General features: G+C 63.8%; 14 protein-coding genes. 1 reads left to right on the forward strand and 13 read right to left on the reverse strand.

The genetic code is table 11. The annotated features are described in order from the left end of the window. Positions 1–628: 628 nt before the first annotated feature. The 3 genes from G342_RS0110620 to G342_RS26560 form a co-directional block, all read right to left on the reverse strand. On the reverse strand, positions 629–1,342 hold the full coding sequence (locus G342_RS0110620; RefSeq protein WP_018183119.1) for a response regulator transcription factor: 714 nt from the start codon (positions 1,340–1,342) through the stop codon (positions 629–631). A gap of 154 nt (positions 1,343–1,496) precedes the next feature. Next, positions 1,497–1,796 (reverse strand): DUF6065 family protein, encoded by a 300-nt coding sequence (locus G342_RS26595; RefSeq protein ID WP_342665161.1) that lies wholly within the window; start codon positions 1,794–1,796, stop codon positions 1,497–1,499. A gap of 18 nt (positions 1,797–1,814) precedes the next feature. After that, on the reverse strand, positions 1,815–3,044 hold the full coding sequence (locus G342_RS26560; RefSeq protein ID WP_156830887.1) for a hypothetical protein: 1,230 nt from the start codon (positions 3,042–3,044) through the stop codon (positions 1,815–1,817). Positions 3,045–3,579: 535 nt separating this feature from the next. On the opposite strand from G342_RS26560, the gene G342_RS0110630 reads away from it, so the two are divergent. Next, positions 3,580–5,616, forward strand: a complete 2,037-nt coding sequence (locus G342_RS0110630; protein WP_245557257.1) for a sensor histidine kinase — start codon at positions 3,580–3,582, stop codon at positions 5,614–5,616. 474 nt (positions 5,617–6,090) lie between these two features. Here the strand turns inward: G342_RS0110630 and G342_RS0110635 are convergent, their stop codons facing one another. The 10 genes from G342_RS0110635 to G342_RS0110685 form a co-directional block, all read right to left on the reverse strand. Next, positions 6,091–7,359, reverse strand: a complete 1,269-nt coding sequence (locus tag G342_RS0110635; RefSeq protein ID WP_018183122.1) for an amino acid deaminase — start codon at positions 7,357–7,359, stop codon at positions 6,091–6,093. Positions 7,360–7,406: 47 nt separating this feature from the next. Next, positions 7,407–8,396: a quinone oxidoreductase family protein gene (locus G342_RS0110640; RefSeq protein ID WP_018183123.1), complete on the reverse strand. Its 990-nt coding sequence runs from the start codon at positions 8,394–8,396 to the stop codon at positions 7,407–7,409. A gap of 4 nt (positions 8,397–8,400) precedes the next feature. Then, the gene (locus G342_RS0110645; RefSeq protein WP_018183124.1) at positions 8,401–9,147 is read right to left on the reverse strand and encodes an aspartate/glutamate racemase family protein; all 747 of its coding nucleotides are present in this window, start codon (positions 9,145–9,147) and stop codon (positions 8,401–8,403) included. A 20-nt stretch (positions 9,148–9,167) separates the two neighbouring features. Further along, positions 9,168–10,508 (reverse strand): D-amino acid dehydrogenase, encoded by a 1,341-nt coding sequence (locus G342_RS0110650; RefSeq protein WP_083931198.1) that lies wholly within the window; start codon positions 10,506–10,508, stop codon positions 9,168–9,170. Further along, complete coding sequence (locus tag G342_RS0110655) at positions 10,418–11,341, reverse strand: N-carbamoyl-D-amino-acid hydrolase (RefSeq protein WP_018183126.1); 924 nt, start codon at positions 11,339–11,341, stop codon at positions 10,418–10,420. The genes G342_RS0110650 and G342_RS0110655 overlap by 91 nt, the downstream gene beginning before the upstream one ends. A gap of 33 nt (positions 11,342–11,374) precedes the next feature. Beyond that, positions 11,375–12,088, reverse strand: coding sequence for an ABC transporter ATP-binding protein (locus G342_RS0110660; protein WP_018183127.1), 714 nt, complete (start codon positions 12,086–12,088; stop codon positions 11,375–11,377). Between the two features lie 16 nt (positions 12,089–12,104). Then, positions 12,105–12,881, reverse strand: coding sequence for an ABC transporter ATP-binding protein (locus G342_RS0110665; RefSeq protein ID WP_018183128.1), 777 nt, complete (start codon positions 12,879–12,881; stop codon positions 12,105–12,107). Beyond that, the gene (locus tag G342_RS0110670; RefSeq protein WP_018183129.1) at positions 12,878–13,858 is read right to left on the reverse strand and encodes a branched-chain amino acid ABC transporter permease; all 981 of its coding nucleotides are present in this window, start codon (positions 13,856–13,858) and stop codon (positions 12,878–12,880) included. The genes G342_RS0110665 and G342_RS0110670 overlap by 4 nt, the downstream gene beginning before the upstream one ends. An 83-nt stretch (positions 13,859–13,941) precedes the next feature. Then, positions 13,942–14,802 (reverse strand): branched-chain amino acid ABC transporter permease, encoded by an 861-nt coding sequence (locus G342_RS0110680; protein WP_018183130.1) that lies wholly within the window; start codon positions 14,800–14,802, stop codon positions 13,942–13,944. A 46-nt stretch (positions 14,803–14,848) separates the two neighbouring features. Next, positions 14,849–16,072, reverse strand: a complete 1,224-nt coding sequence (locus G342_RS0110685) for an ABC transporter substrate-binding protein (RefSeq protein WP_018183131.1) — start codon at positions 16,070–16,072, stop codon at positions 14,849–14,851. Positions 16,073–16,249: the final 177 nt, after the last annotated feature.

Genomic DNA, 16,249 nt, shown 5'->3' on the forward strand with positions numbered 1-16,249 from the left:
TCCTGAACGTTTTGGTGATGAAGAAAGGTCAGGGGCGGGAGAGGCGCGGGAACTTGCGGCTATCCGTTCGACCGGCCTGAAAACGGACGTTGATATCCGGCGTGCGGGGAGCGGATCGGCATCCCGGCAGAAGGCTTCCGGCGCGCAACGCATCGGCCTGCACGGCTCGATCGAGCGTGCTGATCGCGCAAGGTCGGGGAGGGCAGTCTCCGGATAGAAGCCAGGGAAAGGACGAAGACACCTTCGATCTCGGATACCTCATGGGTATCGTGAAGAACGAAGGGGGCACTGGCTGAAGTCCCCACTGTGAAAATGGGTTGGCCGAGTTGCGGAGAACGAAAGTGTCTCGGCCCGGCAAGTCCTTCGAACAGATCTAGGCTCATTGCGACCCCGCCTGCATGCAAGGTTGCCATCGCGGATTCCGCAACACGCCTCGCTGCATGTCTCATTCGAATCCGCCAATGCGAATTCTTCCCCGCTCCATAATTAGTTGTCAGGATGAAACTTCACAATTTCAGTAGATGTCAGATACTCTCACTCCCTGACACCTGCCAAAAACTTGTGTTTTGCCGGCCTAAATCATCGTCTGGCAAATATAATTTGCGAAATCTGGATAGGGCGGGCGATCTTACTCGGGAAAGGCGAATCCCTGACCGCGGATTGCATGCAAAGGCAGCTGCATGTCGCACTTCTCGGCCCGCCGGCGCAGGCGACTTGCAAGGGTGTCCAACTGGGCATAGTTGAAGTCGTAGATGTCCGCGCCGAGCGCCTCGACGAGGGCGCGGCGCTCGACGGTCTTGCCGCGCTCATCGAACAGGCGCGCGAGGAATCGCTTCTCCGACGCGGTGAGACGGAGACGATGGCCAAGCCCATCTGTCAGTACCCATCCGCTTTCCACCAGCGCCCATTGCGGCGTGGGTGGCGGCGAGGGCACGATCTGGCGCTTCACGCGCTCGTTGAGCGAAACCAGCGTGGCGGCAAGCTCGCGAATGTCGATCGGCTTCACGAGATAGGCATCCGCGCCCTTTTCAAGCGCATTGACCCGGTCCTCGACGGAGCCCCTTGCCGTCGCCATCACGATCCCCACGGACTGCGAGGCCCGCAGATGGCTAGCGATAGACAGGCCATCCTCGCCCTCCAGGCCAATGTCGAGAATGACGATATCAGACGGCTTGGCCGCAAAGGCCCGGTAGAGGGCAGCCGCGTCGCGAAATCCGTGCACGTTCAAGCCCAGTCTGGTCAGGCCGAGCAGCATTTCCTCCCGGAAATCCTCATCATCGTCGACGAGGTAGACAAGGGGAGAGAGGGCGACGCGGCCCTGCTTGAGTGCTTCTCCGGGCATTAACGGATCTCCAACGCAACAATTCCAATAATTCGAGGCGCGTACCGCGACACCGCGCCAGGTGATCGACGGACCATTCAGGACGTTCGCGGACGTGGTTCCCCGTCAACGGTCTCGATGCCATGCATCGATCGTCAAGATTCCGCAGGGTCTCCTACCGGTACGTCGATAGCGGGGTGCAGCGATAGGCGAAATGCTCGTTTGTGGCATCCATCCAGTCGCGCTGGCTCGGAGCCGGGACGAGGGTCGGCGGATTGGGCGACTGGATCATGCATTCTAGGCGGGGCGGGGCCATTTTCTGCTCTCGACAGTTGGCGCATGAAGTGTCCATTGCCATGCTTGGCCCGGCCATCTCAGCTTCGACGAAGATTGGCGCATGGCGCACGAGACGAGCAAGCCTTGTGCGACACGCCGTAATCCACCAGTTGGGGCACCGAAATTTCCCGTCCATCATACGTCTTGGAAACGACCATCAGGGCAAGCTGCCGCGATGGATTTCCCGAGTACAATGCTGTCGCTCAGGCGCCTGGCGGTCCGGGCGGTCCGTCCGGACCCTCCGGCCCTGTCGGCCCCGGCGCTCCCGGCGCGCCGTCCGATCCTGGCAGGCCGTCCGTTCCGCTCGTTCCGGGCGGGCCGGTCGGTCCCTCCGCTCGGGGGGGCCCAGGAGCTCCGGGGCTCCTGGGGCCCCCGGCCGCGCGACGACATTGACGGAACGCGGCAGATCGCCGGCATCGCGACCGAGATAGGTCGGCATGTAATCTTCGCGATCGCGCCGGATTAGCGACTTATTGCCGGTGCCGAAGTGGAAGAGAAGACTGCCCATGGCGGTCACGTCGCTGCCACCGCGGTCGCTGCCGCCGACATCGAACGCGACATCGCCGAAGATCGAAGCGGCGGTACCGGTCGTGAACTGGGTCAGGTATTCCGCCCCGCCAACGACTTCGGTCCTGTCGCCGCCAAACGCATCGGCGTAGCGCAGGCCCGCATTCACCTTGAAGTTGTCGGTGGCGTACCAGTTGGCGCGGCCCTCGGCGAACAGACCGGCACTGTCGTCCAGAGAATCCCAGTTGACACCGGCGAGGCCTTCGAGGGTAACGCGGTCCAGATAGAGCTGGCCCTCGACGCCGACCTTGGCTTGCGAGACGCCCTGCTCGTAGTCGCCGCCGTCCTTATAGGAGCCGTTGCCGTAGAGGTAGCTGGCATAGGCGCCGATCGCGCCCTTCTCGGGGTCGCGCGTGAACAGGTGCACGGCGGAGCCGGCGAAGCCGTTCTCTTGCGAAATGCCGCCCAGCGCGTCGATCTGGACGCCGCCGCGCTCGCCGAGCGGAATAGCCAGCGATCCCTCCGTGTAGCCGTAGCCCGCATGGCGACCATTGCCGCCGCCACCACCGATGCGGAAATTCGGCGCAGCGACCGCCGACCGGCTTGGCGGCGACTCGCCGCCATAGTCCACCATCATTCGCCCTCCGGCCGCCTGCGCGGAGATTTGTCCCTGAATGGCGTTGGATGCGGACCTGACCGCAGCCAGTTCGGCATGGGCCACCTGCAGTTCGGCTTCCAGGCGACGTTGGCCCTTCTGAAGGTCAAGTATCATCCTGTAGAGTTGATCATTGCTGGGCGTCTGCCCCATCGCCGTGGCGCCCACCCCACTGCGCCGCGGACCGGATTGCTCGACATGGCCACCGCCATACGATTCCGCCACGTCGGCGGCCCCGGCGTACGAACTACCGAAAACGGCGGTAAGGGGGAGAACCGAGCAGCCTATATACAGTCTGCTCTGATGTTGTCTCATTCGGTTGTGGCCCCCGGGGCTGAATGGAACTCAGAGTTCGCGTGGTGTAGCCGGACTGCACCGACCCCGTCGGCTCGCGATTCTTCTTCTTGTCTGTCCCGCGATACGCACCGGCCAGTTTTGACTTGGGATCGAAATAATCGAAAGCGTTACGAATGCCCTGCGTAATTGTTAACGCGATTCACCACAATTTCGGTAACTGGCGCTTCCTGACACTTGATTTCACTTGGCGGCCTTGAGGCAATTCAGTTCCGGAATCACCCTAATTTGCATGAGTGAAGAACTGGATTTTCCTCGTTGAGGAAGATCATGCTAATCGGCGCATGGGCTACCGAATGTTTTTGGCCCCTTCGGATTCGGCCGACGATTTGTTTAGCTTGCTCTTGAATGTATGGCGCTGAAGACGCCGAGGTTGCATTCGGCTAATTCTGGAGACAGCAAAAACGTGAGCACGTCGGTGGCGGGTATGGGGCCGGATCAAGCTGTTTTGGATATTGGTCTTCCGGGGGGCGACGGAGGAAGCGGCGCGCTGTTGCAGCGCAAGCGGCAGCTGCTCGTCGTGCGCCGGGTAACGCTGATCGCTGCCGTGACCTGGCTGGCGCTGGTGGCCGGCACGGGCTGGTGGATGTCGCAGCGCACGATGACGGCGCAGCTTAATAGCCTGGCAGCCAGCGCTGAATATGAGGCCATCACAACCACGCGCGTCATGGACCGGTTGTTCAATGAGATGGTCAGCATGGCCAACATGGTGGCGAACCGGGCCCAGGTTATCGAACTCGCAACCCGCTACCTCACCGATCCGCCGGGCGCCGCCGAACTGACGCGTCAGCAGCGCGCGGCGCAATTCACGCGCGATCCGCTGGTACGGCAGGTTGGCGACTTTATGAATGCGTTGGCGGCCGATCTTCGCTATGCACGCATCTACATGAACAACATGTCGGGTGATACCGTGACGGCCAGCAACTGGGCCGAGCCGGAAAGCATCGTCGGCATGATTTATTCGGGCCGGCCCTACCTTGACGATGCCCTTCGCCACGGCACCGGCTCCTCGTTCGGAATCGCCCGCATCAACAAAACCCCGTCCTATTTCGTGGCCAGCCGAATCGATGATGCCAACGGCGTTCCGCAGGGATCGGTCACGGTGAAGTTCGACGCGCCGGACGTGGCTCACTACCTGACGGGACGACACGTAGCCCTGGTCGTGAACCGTCAGGGACGCGTGATCACCACCTCGTCCGAACCCTTCATGCTCCGCAACGTGGCGGCTCTCCTGCCTCCGGGCACAGTCCTGCCGCCGGACGGCGAGGAAGTGCCGGGTAATCCCCTGGAGATACGTGCGATGGCCAACACAGCGTCGGCCGACCAGTGGCTCATCGAGGGCAGGCCCTATCTCCTGCGGAGCCAGTCTCTGACCAATACGCCGTACCAGCTGCTGACGCTGGCGGCGCTGGAAGAACTGGCGCCGATGCGCACGCAGCATCTCGTAACGACGGGGCTGGTGGCAGGTTTCGGCCTCGCCCTCATCCTCTTGTGCGGCCGTATCGCCGCCCAGCTTAGCGAGCGTCGCTTGCGAGCGGAACAGGATCGCGTGCTCGCAATCTCCAAGGCGGCCGAGCGCGACCTGACGATCAAGGTGCGCGAGAGGACGACGGAACTGTCGGATGCCAACGCGACGCTCAAGGACGAGGTGGATCGCCGCCACATCCTGGAGACCAAGCTCCGGCAATCGCTTGACTCGGTCAATGATGCCCTTTCCCAGCAACGGGACTTCCTGGCGGTCGTCTCGCACGAGTTTCGCGGCCCGCTGGCCGTGATCGCCGCCGCCGCCGACAACCTGTCGATTTCGGCACCCGAAGGCGCCGAGGACGTCCGGACGCGCGCCTCCAGGATTCGCCAAACGGTCAAGCGCATGACCCTGCTGATCGAGAATGTCCTGGCTGGCGATCGGCTCGACGCTACCGAGGCGCCGCGCGCGATCGTCGAAACGTTCGATCTCAACGAGATCCTCCGGATCGCGCAAGCGGCACTGGATGACGATGCCGTCGGTCGGGTTACGTTTATTCCAGGAAATGAGGCGCGCGTGAGCGGCGACCGTTATCTCCTGGAAATCGCGCTTCAGAACCTGGTCCAGAATGCCCTGAAATACTCGGATCCGCCGAGCCCGATCACGGTCCGGCTTTCAGTCGACGAAGGCGTGGTGTTCGTGAAGGTGACCGACCAGGGCTCCGGCGTTTTGCCCGAGTTCCATGCCTTCATCTTCCTAAAATATTATCGCGCAGGGGGACAGCGGGCCAATGGCTCCGGATTGGGGCTTTACATCTCAAGGGAGATCGCGCGACAGCATGGCGGCGAGCTCACGCTGATCGCCAGCGACGAGAGCGGCTCGACATTCTGTCTTTCTCTCCCGCTCGTGGGATCAATTTCCGATGGTCCTCGATCCGAGCGTGTTGTATCGCGTCGTTTCGTTGACGATCCAACTTAGGCTATTGATTTAGCCTAGGGACTTGTCAATGCCGGGTGTCGGGCATCCAGTCTTGAGCAGTCGAAGACTGCGGGTCTCCCTCGTTGGATAGCTGGCTGGAATGGAAGTCTTCAGGGAATCTATGTAGATATGCTGTGATGTTCTAAGTATTTCAAATAGAAAAATCGGGCCGTGCCGTAGCCAGGCATCGAGATGCATATTGGCGTGATGATATTTCGTGGTTGCCGGTCGTTTCCAGTTTGATATCGAAGGCGGCCATGGGCCATGGCTTTGGCCTGCCGAGCGAATTGCTGCTCCCCTTGCCCTATTTGCTAAGCCGTACTGGCCTTGGCTGCCTCCGGCTGGAAGATCATGCTGCGCGGAAAGGGTGGCGTGCCTACTCCGCAGGGATAGGAAGCACCGATCGGTCGGACCGGGCGGGCCGGAGCTTGGGCCGTGCGGCAACGGCCGCGCGACGTGTTCCCATGCGGGCGATCAGAAGTAGGTCTTGTAGGCGGTGACCACGTTGTAGTCGTCATCAATCCCGTAGAGCACGTCCCATTTGTCGAAGGTGGTGCAGGGGTGGGAGATGCCGAGGCCGATCATGTCGCCGACGCAAAGATCCGCATTCGCCGGGAAGCGAATATAGGCGTGCTGGTCGTTCAGCGCCTCAATGGTGTAGCCAGAATCGAGTCTCGTCGGTGCTCTGTCGCGGCCGGGGCGGAAATGCCGGCGCGGCACCGGCAGGTGCGCGTCATAGGAGAGGTCGCGCTTGCCTGCGGTCAACAAGGCGAGGCCCGGCTCGGGGATCGACTGCACGTAGGCGAAAACCTCGATCGCCGGCGCCAGCCTGCCATGCGTATGGCTCGCGTTCTTCGATCGCTCGCGAATATGCGCGAAATGATCGGTGTAGAGGATGTCGTCATGCGCGATGTAGCAGCCGCTGCGTAGCACCAGGCGAACCGGCTTGGACAGTCTGAGGCCCGCGAGACGGTCGATGACGATGTCGAAGTAGGACGAACCGCCGGCCGACAGCACGATTTCGTCACTGGTGAACATGCCTTCGGCGTCGGCGGCGAGCACGCTTTCGCGGATCGCGTCGAGGAATCGTTCGACCGGCCCGACCCGCGTCGAGGTGGCACCCGGCACCGATCCTTCAAACCCCTCGATGCCGCGAAGTTCGAGCACGCTGGACGCTTTCACGGCGCGGGCGACAGCGAGAGCTTCCTTGGTCGAGCGGACGCCGGTGCGGCCGCCGGCCGCGCCGATTTCGACCAGCACGCCGAGCCGACGTGAGCCGAGACGCTGCTTTGCCCGAGCGTTGAGGATCTCGACGCCTTCGACGGAATCGACCAGGCAAAGGAAGTCGAATCCGGCATCCGTCGCGAGCTGATCGGCAACATAGTCGATGAAAGCCGGGTCGACGAGCTGGTTGGCGACGAGGATGCGGCCGACGCCGTGTTCCCGTGCCACCTGAACCTGATGGGCGGTCGAGAGCGTGATCGCCCAGGCGCCGTCGGCGATCTGGCGCCGAAACAATTGCGGGCACATGGTCGTCTTGCCGTGCGGGGCCAGCGCGACGCCGGAATCCTGGCAGAAGGCGCGCATCCAGGCGGCGTTGCCATCAAGCGTCGTTTCGCGCAGTAGAGCCAGTGGCAGCGGCATGTCCTGGCGCAGGACGTTCCAGCGCCTATCGGCGATCCGGGCACTGTCGAAGGCTTCGCTCAGGCCTGGAATGCCCTTCGTCTTGCGGTCGATTTGCATGGTGCTTCCTCTGGGAGTCCTGATTTGCTGCCTGCGATCGGAGGCGGTCAAAGTGCCGTGTCCACCTCGAGCACCAGCTTTCCGGCGACCTGTCGGGATTCGAGCCGTTGGTACATCGCGGCGGCGTCCTCGAAGGCGAACACCTGCTCGATCGGAACCTGGATCGTGCCGTTGGCGACGCCACCGAACACGGTTTCAACGCCGCGTCGCCAGATCTCGGAGGCGAAGTCGGCATGGCCGAGATGGAAACGGGTGAAGGTCAGTGACCGCAGCACCAGCTGCGCCCAGAGATTGTCGTACGGTTTCGCCTCCGCCTCGCCATAGCTGACGACATGACCAAGTCGGCGCATCAGCGCGAAGCTGCGATCGAGGATGCTGCCGCCGGTCGAATCGTACAGCTTGTCGACCGGCCTGCCGCCGGTGAAGGCGAGGATCGCCTCGACGAAATCCTTCTCGCCGCGATTGACGATGAAGGAGGCGCCATAGTCGAGCGCGCGCTGTTCCTTGCCGGCCGTGCCGACGGTCCCAAGTGCCGTCGCGCCGGCCATGGTGGCCAGCTGGGTGAGGTAGAGGCCGACGCCCCCGCCGATCGCGTGGACCAGCACTGTTTCGCCGGGCTGGATCTTCGAGACGTTGTGCAGCAGGTGCCAGGCGGTAAGGGACTGCACGAAGAAGGCGGCGGCGACTTTCAGGTCGATGGTGGCGGGCACGATAACCAGTCGCTCGACCGGCGCCACGCAATAATCGGCGAAGCTGGCGGCATTCTCGACAAAGCCGGCCACTCGGTCTCCTACAGCGAAGGCGTCGACGCCGGGACCAACCGCCGAGACGACGCCTGACAGCTCCGAACCCGCGACCAGCGGATACCCCTTGGGATGGGGATAGATTCCCTTCCGCATCATCGTGTCGGCGAAGTTGCAGCCGCAATAGGCAACGGCGACCAGAACCTCGCCCGGTCCCGCCTCCGGCTTCGGCACCTCGCCGATCCGGAGCGCGTTAATATCCTCGCTGGGACGGTCGAGAATGATCGCTCGCATCGATTCAGACCTTCATGGCCGGGCGGGAATACTGGCTGAAGCTGCCGGTGTAGACCTTCTCGACCGGATAGGCGTAGCTCTGCCGCTTCGACGTGCCCAGTCCAAGCGAAACCAGCGATTCCACCAGCTTCACGCCGCAGGACACGCCATCAATCGCCGGGGCGCCGATCTCGCGGGTGATATGCGCCATCAGGTCCGACATGCCGCCGCAGCCGAGCAGCACGCTGTCGGAGTGGTCCTCGGCCAGCGCCCGCCGGCATTCCTCGACGATGATGGCGCGGGCGTTGGAGCCTTCCTCTTCCAGTTCCAGCACCGGCAGGTCGGTCATGCGGATGTTGCGACACTTGTGGGTCATGCCGTAGGCGTGGACGAGATGTTCCATCGTTGCCCGCGTCCGCTCCAGCATGGAGACGATGGTGAAGCCGTTGCCGATCAGGCTGGCGGCGTGCATCGCGGCTTCCGCGATACCGATTACCGGGCCACGGGCGATTTCGCGCGCGGCGGCGAGGCCCGGATCGCCGAAGCAGGCGATGACATAGCCGTCGATACCCTCGGCCTCGCCCTTCAGTACTTCGTCGATGACGCCGACAGCGGCGAAGGCTTCGTCATAGAAACCCTCGATCGAGACGGGGCCCATGGCGGGCGACACCGCGATGATCTCGGTGCCGGGCGCCGCCACAGCCTGCGCCGCCTCGCCGATCTTGTCGGTCATGGACCAGGTGGTGTTGGGGTTGATGACCTTGATCTTCATCGCGGTGCCTCGGAGTTGGGTCAATGGGGCGCAAAGGGGGTGAGATCGACATCGGAGCGCTTGCCGGAGATCTGGTCTGCGAGCGCCTTCCCGGAGCCGCAGGCCATGGTCCAGCCCAGCGTGCCGTGGCCGCTGTTCAGGTAGAGATTGGGATAACGGCATCGACCGATGCGCGGCGGCCCGTCCGGCGTGACCGGGCGAAGACCGGACCAGCGTTCTGCCGACGCGATGGCGGCATCGGGGACTCTCGGAAACAGCCCCTTGAGCGAGGCGATCAGGCCGGCATAGCGCTTTTCCGGCCTAGAGAAATCATAACCGGCGAGCTCCGCCGTGCCGCCGACGCGGATGCGGCTTTTCAGGTTGGTGAGGCCGACCTTCATCGATTCATCGGTGATGGTGCTGATCGGCCCGATAGCGTCGGAATCCGCCCTGACGGTCAGCGAATAGCCCTTCACCGGATAGATCGGCACGTTGATGCCGTGCGGTTCGAGCAGGCGTTTCGACCAGATGCCGAGCGCGACGATGACGGCATCCGCCTCGATCGTCTCAGCCTCGGCGACGACGCCGACCACCTTGTCGCGCTCGATCACGAGCCTTTCGGCCGCGCGGCCATAGAGGAAGGAGACGCCGCGCGCCGCGCAGGCTTTTGCCAGAGCCTGCGTGAACTGGAAGCAGTCGCCGCTCTGGTCGGTTTCGAGCAGCACGCCACCGATGATGCCGCTGCTCGCGGGGTCGATATTGGGTTCCAGCGTCAAAAGCTCGTCGCGCTTGAGGCTTCGATGCGGCACGCCCAGTTCGTCGAGCACGGCGAGGTCGCGCTTGTAGCCCTCGGCTTGCGCCGTGTCACGGAACGTAACGACCAGACCCTTCTGTCGGCCCCAATACTCAATGGCGATTTCCTCTCTCAACGCATCGGTGTAATCGCGCGAATATTCGGCGAGCCGCACCATGTTGCGCTTCGCGGCGATGTATTGATCGAGGCTGGAGGCTCGCCACATCCGCCAGAGAAACTGACTCATTGCGAAGTCCGGCATGCGGCTCACGACCAGGGGCGCGTGGTTGGCGAAGATCCATGATGCTGCCTTGCCGATCAGGCCGGGAAAGGCCCAGGGCGAAGACAGCGCCGGAGAGATCTGCGCCGCATTGGCGTAGCTGGTGCCGTGCCCGGCCGAGGTGTTCTTCTCGATGACCGTGACCTGGTGGCCGGCCTCGGCCAGATACCAGGCCGTGGTCACGCCGATCACCCCGGCGCCGAGCACGACAATGCGCATTATCGGGCCTGTTCTTCCGTGATGATCGCGTAGTTCTTCGGCTCGCGGTGCAGCGCGAAGTTGAAGATGTTCTCGCGGATCTCGCGGCAGCGATCGAGGTCGACGGCAGCGGTGATCACCTCGTCTTCCAGCGTGTTGGTCATGGCGACCAGTTCGCCGGTCGGCGCCACGATGCAGGAATGGCCGAGCAGCATGCAGCCCTCCTCGATGCCGACCTTGCCGGCAGCTGCCGCCCAGGCGCCGTTCTGGTAGGCGCCGGCCTGCATCGACAGCAGATGGTGGAACGAGCTCAGCTGGTCGTGCTGCGGCACGGGCGGGTTGTGCAGAGGGGTGTTGTAGCCGCCGCAGATGATCTCGGCGCCCTTCAGGCCCATGACGCGCCAGGTCTCCGGCCAGCGGCGGTCGTTGCAGATGAACATGCCGAGCTTGGCGCCGTCGACATCATGGACCTGGAAGCCGAGGTCGCCGCTCTCGAAGTAGCGTTTCTCCAGGTGCTGAAACGGCCGGTAGGCCTCGTATTCCTTGTGGCCGGGAAGATGGATCTTGCGGTACTTGCCCGCGACCTTGCCGGACTTGTCGATCGCCAGCGAGGTGTTGAAACGCCGCTTGGTCGTCCCTTCCATCACCAGCTCGGCGAAGGAGATGGTAAAGCCGATGCCGAGCTCGGCCGCCTTCTCGAACAGCGGACGCGTCGCCGGCCCCGGCATCTCCGTCTCGTAGAAGAAGTCGAGTTCCGCCTCGTCGGTGAAGTACCAGCGCGGGAAGAAGGTGGTCAGGGCGAGCTCGGGGAAGACGATGAAGTCGGCGTTGCGCGCTTTCGCTTCCTTCAGCATCTCGATCAGCCGTGCGACGACCTGCTCGCGCGTGTCGGCGCGCTGGATCGGCCCCTGCTGGCCAACGGCGAGAATCATCTTCCTGCTCATTCCAAAATCCTCGATGGTTCGATGGAGGGCGGCTTAGCCGCCGAGATAGAGTTCCTTGACCTTGGGGTCGTTCAGCAGAGCGTCCGAAGGCCCTTCGAGCGCGATGCGGCCGGTTTCCAGCACGTAGCCGTATTGGCTGACGCGCAGCGCCATCCGCGAGTTCTGTTCGACGAGCACGATGCTCATGCCCTCGTCGCGATTGACCTCGATGATCAGTCTCGCGATGTCCCGTACGACCAGCGGCGCTAGGCCGAGCGAGGGTTCGTCGAGCAGCAGCAGTTTCGGCTTCGACATCAGGGCGCGGCCGATGACGAGCATCTCCTGCTCGCCGCCCGACAGCGTGCCGGCGCCTTGGCGCAGGCGTTCCTTCAGGCGGGGGAAGCGGGTCAGGATCCGTTCGAGGTCGCTGGCGATGGCGCCCCGATCCTTGCGCGCATAGGCGCCCATCAGCAGATTGTCGCGCACGCTCATCTGCGGGAAGACGCGCCGGCCCTCCGGCACCATGGCGACGCCGATCTCGACCCGGCGCGGCGCCGGGAGACGGTCGATGCGGGCGCCGTCGAACCAGATCTCGCCGGCGGCGAGCGGGACGAGGCCGGTGATCGCCCGCAGCGTCGTGCTCTTTCCCGCGCCATTGGCGCCGATCAGAGAGGCAACCTTACCCTCGTCGAAGGCGAGGCCGACATCGGCGATGGCGCGGACGCGGTCATAGTTGACGGTCAGGCCGCGGGCCTCGAAATATCGCATGCTGCTTCCCGCCATGTCAGTGTCCGATCGTCTCGTCGTCCTGGCCGAGATAGGCCTCGATGACGGTTGGGTTGTCCCGGATCTCCGCCGGGGTTCCCTCTGCAATCTTCGAGCCGAAGCTGATGACGACGATCCGGTCGCTGATCTGCATCACGGCGCGCATGTCGTGCTCGACGAGGAGGACGGTGATGCCGCGGCGGCGGATGCCCTCGACCATGTCGACGGCGCGGTCGGTTTCTTCCGGGTTCATGCCGGCGAAGGGCTCGTCGAGCAGCAGGATGCGTGGGCTGGCCGCCATCGCAATGGCAATGCCGAGCGTGCGCAGATAGCCATGCGGCAGGTTGCGCGCCAGTTCGTGCCGGACATGACCGAGGCCGAGATAGGCGAGGATCTCCTCGGCATTCTCGCGCGAGCGACGGTCGTCGGCGCGGGCGGCGGGGCTGGCGAAGAAGGCGCCGACCGGTCCGGCGGCATGGCCGAGCTGATGGGCGACGATGACGTTCTGCAGTGCCGTCATCTCCTTGAACACCGTGGTTTCCTGGAAGGTCCGCACCACGCCCATGCGGGCGACCTGGTGCGGACTGAGGCCGCTGATCGGTGTGCCGTCGAGCAGCACCCGTCCGGCGCTCGGCGTCATGAACGAGCCGATCAGCTTGAACAGCGTCGACTTGCCGGCGCCATTCGGGCCGATCACCGAGAGGATCTCGCCCTGTTCGACGTCGAAGGAGACGCCATTGACCGCCACCAGTCCGCCGAAGCGCTTGGTCAGGCCTTCCACCTTGAGGAAGCTCATCGGCTCGACCTCCAGAAGCGCCCGAGGATCGACGGCAGGCTGAGCAGCCCGTTCGGCAGGAACAGCATCACAAGGATCATCAGCGCGCCATAGAGCAGCGCCTGGTATTCCTGGATCGAGCGTAGCAGCTCGAAGGCGATGATAAGGCCGAAGGTGCCCACGATCGGCCCGAGCACGAAGTCGAGGCCACCGAGGAAACAGTAGAGCATGAAGTTGATCGAATCCGTCACCGTATAGGTCGCCGGATAGATGTTCTGCTGCAGGCTGGCGAAACAGGCGCCGGCCATGCCGCCCATCGCCGAGCAGAAGGCGAAGGCGAAGACCCGGTAGCGCGCAACGTTGATGCCGATCGACATGGCAAGTTCCTCGTTCTGCCGCATCGACCGGAACACCCAGCCGATCCGGCTGCCGGCGAGGCGCCAGACCGCGAGGTAGCCGACGAGAAGCAGGGTCGCGGCGAACAGGTAGAAATCGAGCGGCGTGTCGATGCCGGCGGGGCGCGGGATGTTGAGCACGCCGCCGCCGTCATGCAGCGTCACCGTATTGAGGAAGAGCAGCCGCATCGCTTCGGTCAGGCTCAGCGTCACCATGGCGAAGTAGATGCCGCGGAGCCGGAGCAGCGGCCAGCCAATCAGCGTGCCGACGAGCGCCGCGACGACACCGGACAGCGGCAGGCAGAGCCAGAAGGACAGGCCAAACACCGTCGACAGGATCGCCGTCGTGTAGCCGCCGAGCAGCGCGAAGGCGCCCTGGGCGATGTTGACCCGGCCGATGGCGAAGGTGACCCAGACGCCGAGGCTGCCGAAGGAAAGGATAGCGGCGTTCGTCATCACGTTCAGCCAATAGGGCTGGCCGCGCAGGATGAGGGGGACGACGGCATAGAGCAGGATCGCGAGCGGCAGGATCGCGATCAGTGCCTTCCGGCTGCCCGGGGACGTGGCCCCGATCGTGCCCGCCGCTTCAGTGGAGGTCGCCATGGTGCGTCCTTAGAGCTCGATCGAAAGAGGGAGGAGGCGGAAGAAGAAGGGGCGGGGTTTCGCCGCCCCGTTCGGCAGCCTTGTCAGCCCCATGGCTTGCCCATGATTCCCTGCGGCCGGATCAGCAGGAACAGGATCAGCGCCGTGAAGATCAGCAGATAGGTGACGGAGCCGGGGAACAGCGCGTAGCCGATCGCCTCGGCGAACCCCAGCGCCACGGCGCCGAGCAGGGCGCCGCCGATCACGCCGGCGCCGCCGATCATGATCATGATGAATGCCTTGGTCGAGATGGCCGTGCCGATGCCAGCATTGACGCCCGAGACCGAGATCAGAAGGCCGCCGGCGATGCCGGCCAGCGCCGCGCCGAGGCCGAAGCCCAGCATGCTGATGCGGTTGACGTCGGCGCCCATCAGCATTGTCGCCGTGCGGTCCTGCGCCAGAGCCCGCATCGCCCGGCCTTGGCGGGTAAAGTTGACGAAGAGCAGCACAGCGGCGATCAGCGCCAGCGAGATGGCGAAGACGAGCAGCCGGTTGGCGGGCAGGAAGGCGCTGCCAAGACGGTAGACGCCGGAGACCATCGGTGGAATGCCGCGCTGCTTCTCGCCGAAGATGAAGAGCGCGATGTTTTCCAGCAGCAAAGCGGTGCCGACCGCGAGGAGCATGGTGTTTTCTTCGCGGCTGGAGATCCGCATCACGCGCTGGAACAGGGTGCGCTCCAGCAGCATGCCGATCAGCCCGACCACCACCGCCGCCGCCAGTAGGCCGACCGCATAGGGCAGCTTGAAGACGACGCAGACGGTGTAGACGATCAGGCCGCCGATCATGAACATCTGCCCATGGGCAAAGTTCAGGACGTTCATGATGCCGAAGATCAGCGTGATACCCAGCGCGATCAGCGCATAGTTCGCCGAAAGAATGGCCCCGTTGACCAGGATTTGTTCCATGGCGTTTCCTCGATCGAGCGCGTTGGGAAGATGTCTCAGGGACGGATCAGTCGACCTGGCCGATGGCAAGCGTCGTGAACTGGCCGTCCTTGGTCTCGGTCAGAACCAGCGGCACGCCGATCTGGCGCTTCTGGCCGTAATCCGCCTCGCCGGTGAAGGTCAGCTTGCTGTCTTCCTTGAGGAAGGGGTTCTTCATCGAGAAGCCGGGGATCGCCGCCTTGAAGACATTGGTGTCATCGATGGCGGCGGGGCCGGTTGCCTGCAGCGTCGCGAGGATCACCTCCAGCGCATAGACCTTGGTGCCGGCTTCGTCGTTCCACTCGCCGGCGACCTTTGTGTAGGCCTTTATGAACTCATCCATGTACTCGCTGCGGATCGCGTCGGCCGAGGCGCCGCCGATCGAGACGAGGCCGTTGCCGGCGTCGCCGGCCATCTCGTTGATCACCTTGATGTCCTGGCCGGAATCGCTGGCGAACAGGCCGGCATAGCCGAGCTCGCGGGCGGCGCGCATCAGCAGCGGCGTGTTGGACGGGGCGGAGGCCGGCAGGAAGATCAGGTCCGGCGCGGTGGCGACGACGTTCGACATCACCGGGAAGAAGTCGGTGGCGTTCGCCTCGTAGGTGGCGTCGGCGCTGACGACGTCGAGGCCGAGATCCTTGGCAGCCTTGACCGCGTCGTCGCGGTTGGAGAGGCCGTCGCTGTCGTTGCGGGCGACGAAGGCGACCTTCTGCACGCCACGCTCGGCCTTGAGCAGCTTGAGGATCGCCGGGGCGACCTGGTAGCTCGCGACCATGCCCATCACGGCGTTCTCGGCCGGCTTGGTATAGAGGCTGCGGCTGGAGGCATAGGGGAAGTACATCGCATTGTACTTCTCGGCGATCGGCCGGATGCTGGTCGCGGTGACATCGGTGTTGGAGCCGATGACATAGCGGATGCCTTCCTGGCCCATCAGGCGCTCGGCGCCGGAAACGGTCAACTTGGGATCGTTGCGGTCGTCGACCGAGACGATCTCGATCTTGTACTTCTCGCCGCCGATGTCGACGCCGCCCTTGGCGTTCCACATGTCGGCGGTCGCCTGCGCGGCGTATTTGTTGACCAAGCCCCAGGAAGCCTCGGCGCCGCTCATCACGCCGAGTTGTCCGATCTTCAGGGTCTTGCCTTCGGCGAATGCCGCGCCCGTGGCGCCAAGGCCGACCGCGGCTGCCATCACTCCGGCCACGGCGAGGGCGCCAGCGCCCTTCAGCAGCCTACGACGGGTAGCTTCCATCATGTGTTGAACCTCCGTATGCCGGCCGATGCGGCCGACGCCCTACTGGTCAGTGGATTTCCCTATGCGATGTTCTTTATGTAGAATTTTGTATCGCATACAGTACATGCAGTTAAATCGAGCCTTTCTCGCTTGTCAATCAGGCGAAAACGGCCGGCGGCGTTTTGCGAAAAATTGATG

Origin of the sequence: Kaistia granuli DSM 23481 (genome assembly GCF_000380505.1) — a bacterium.
GTDB classification, from domain to species: domain Bacteria; phylum Pseudomonadota; class Alphaproteobacteria; order Rhizobiales; family Kaistiaceae; genus Kaistia; species Kaistia granuli.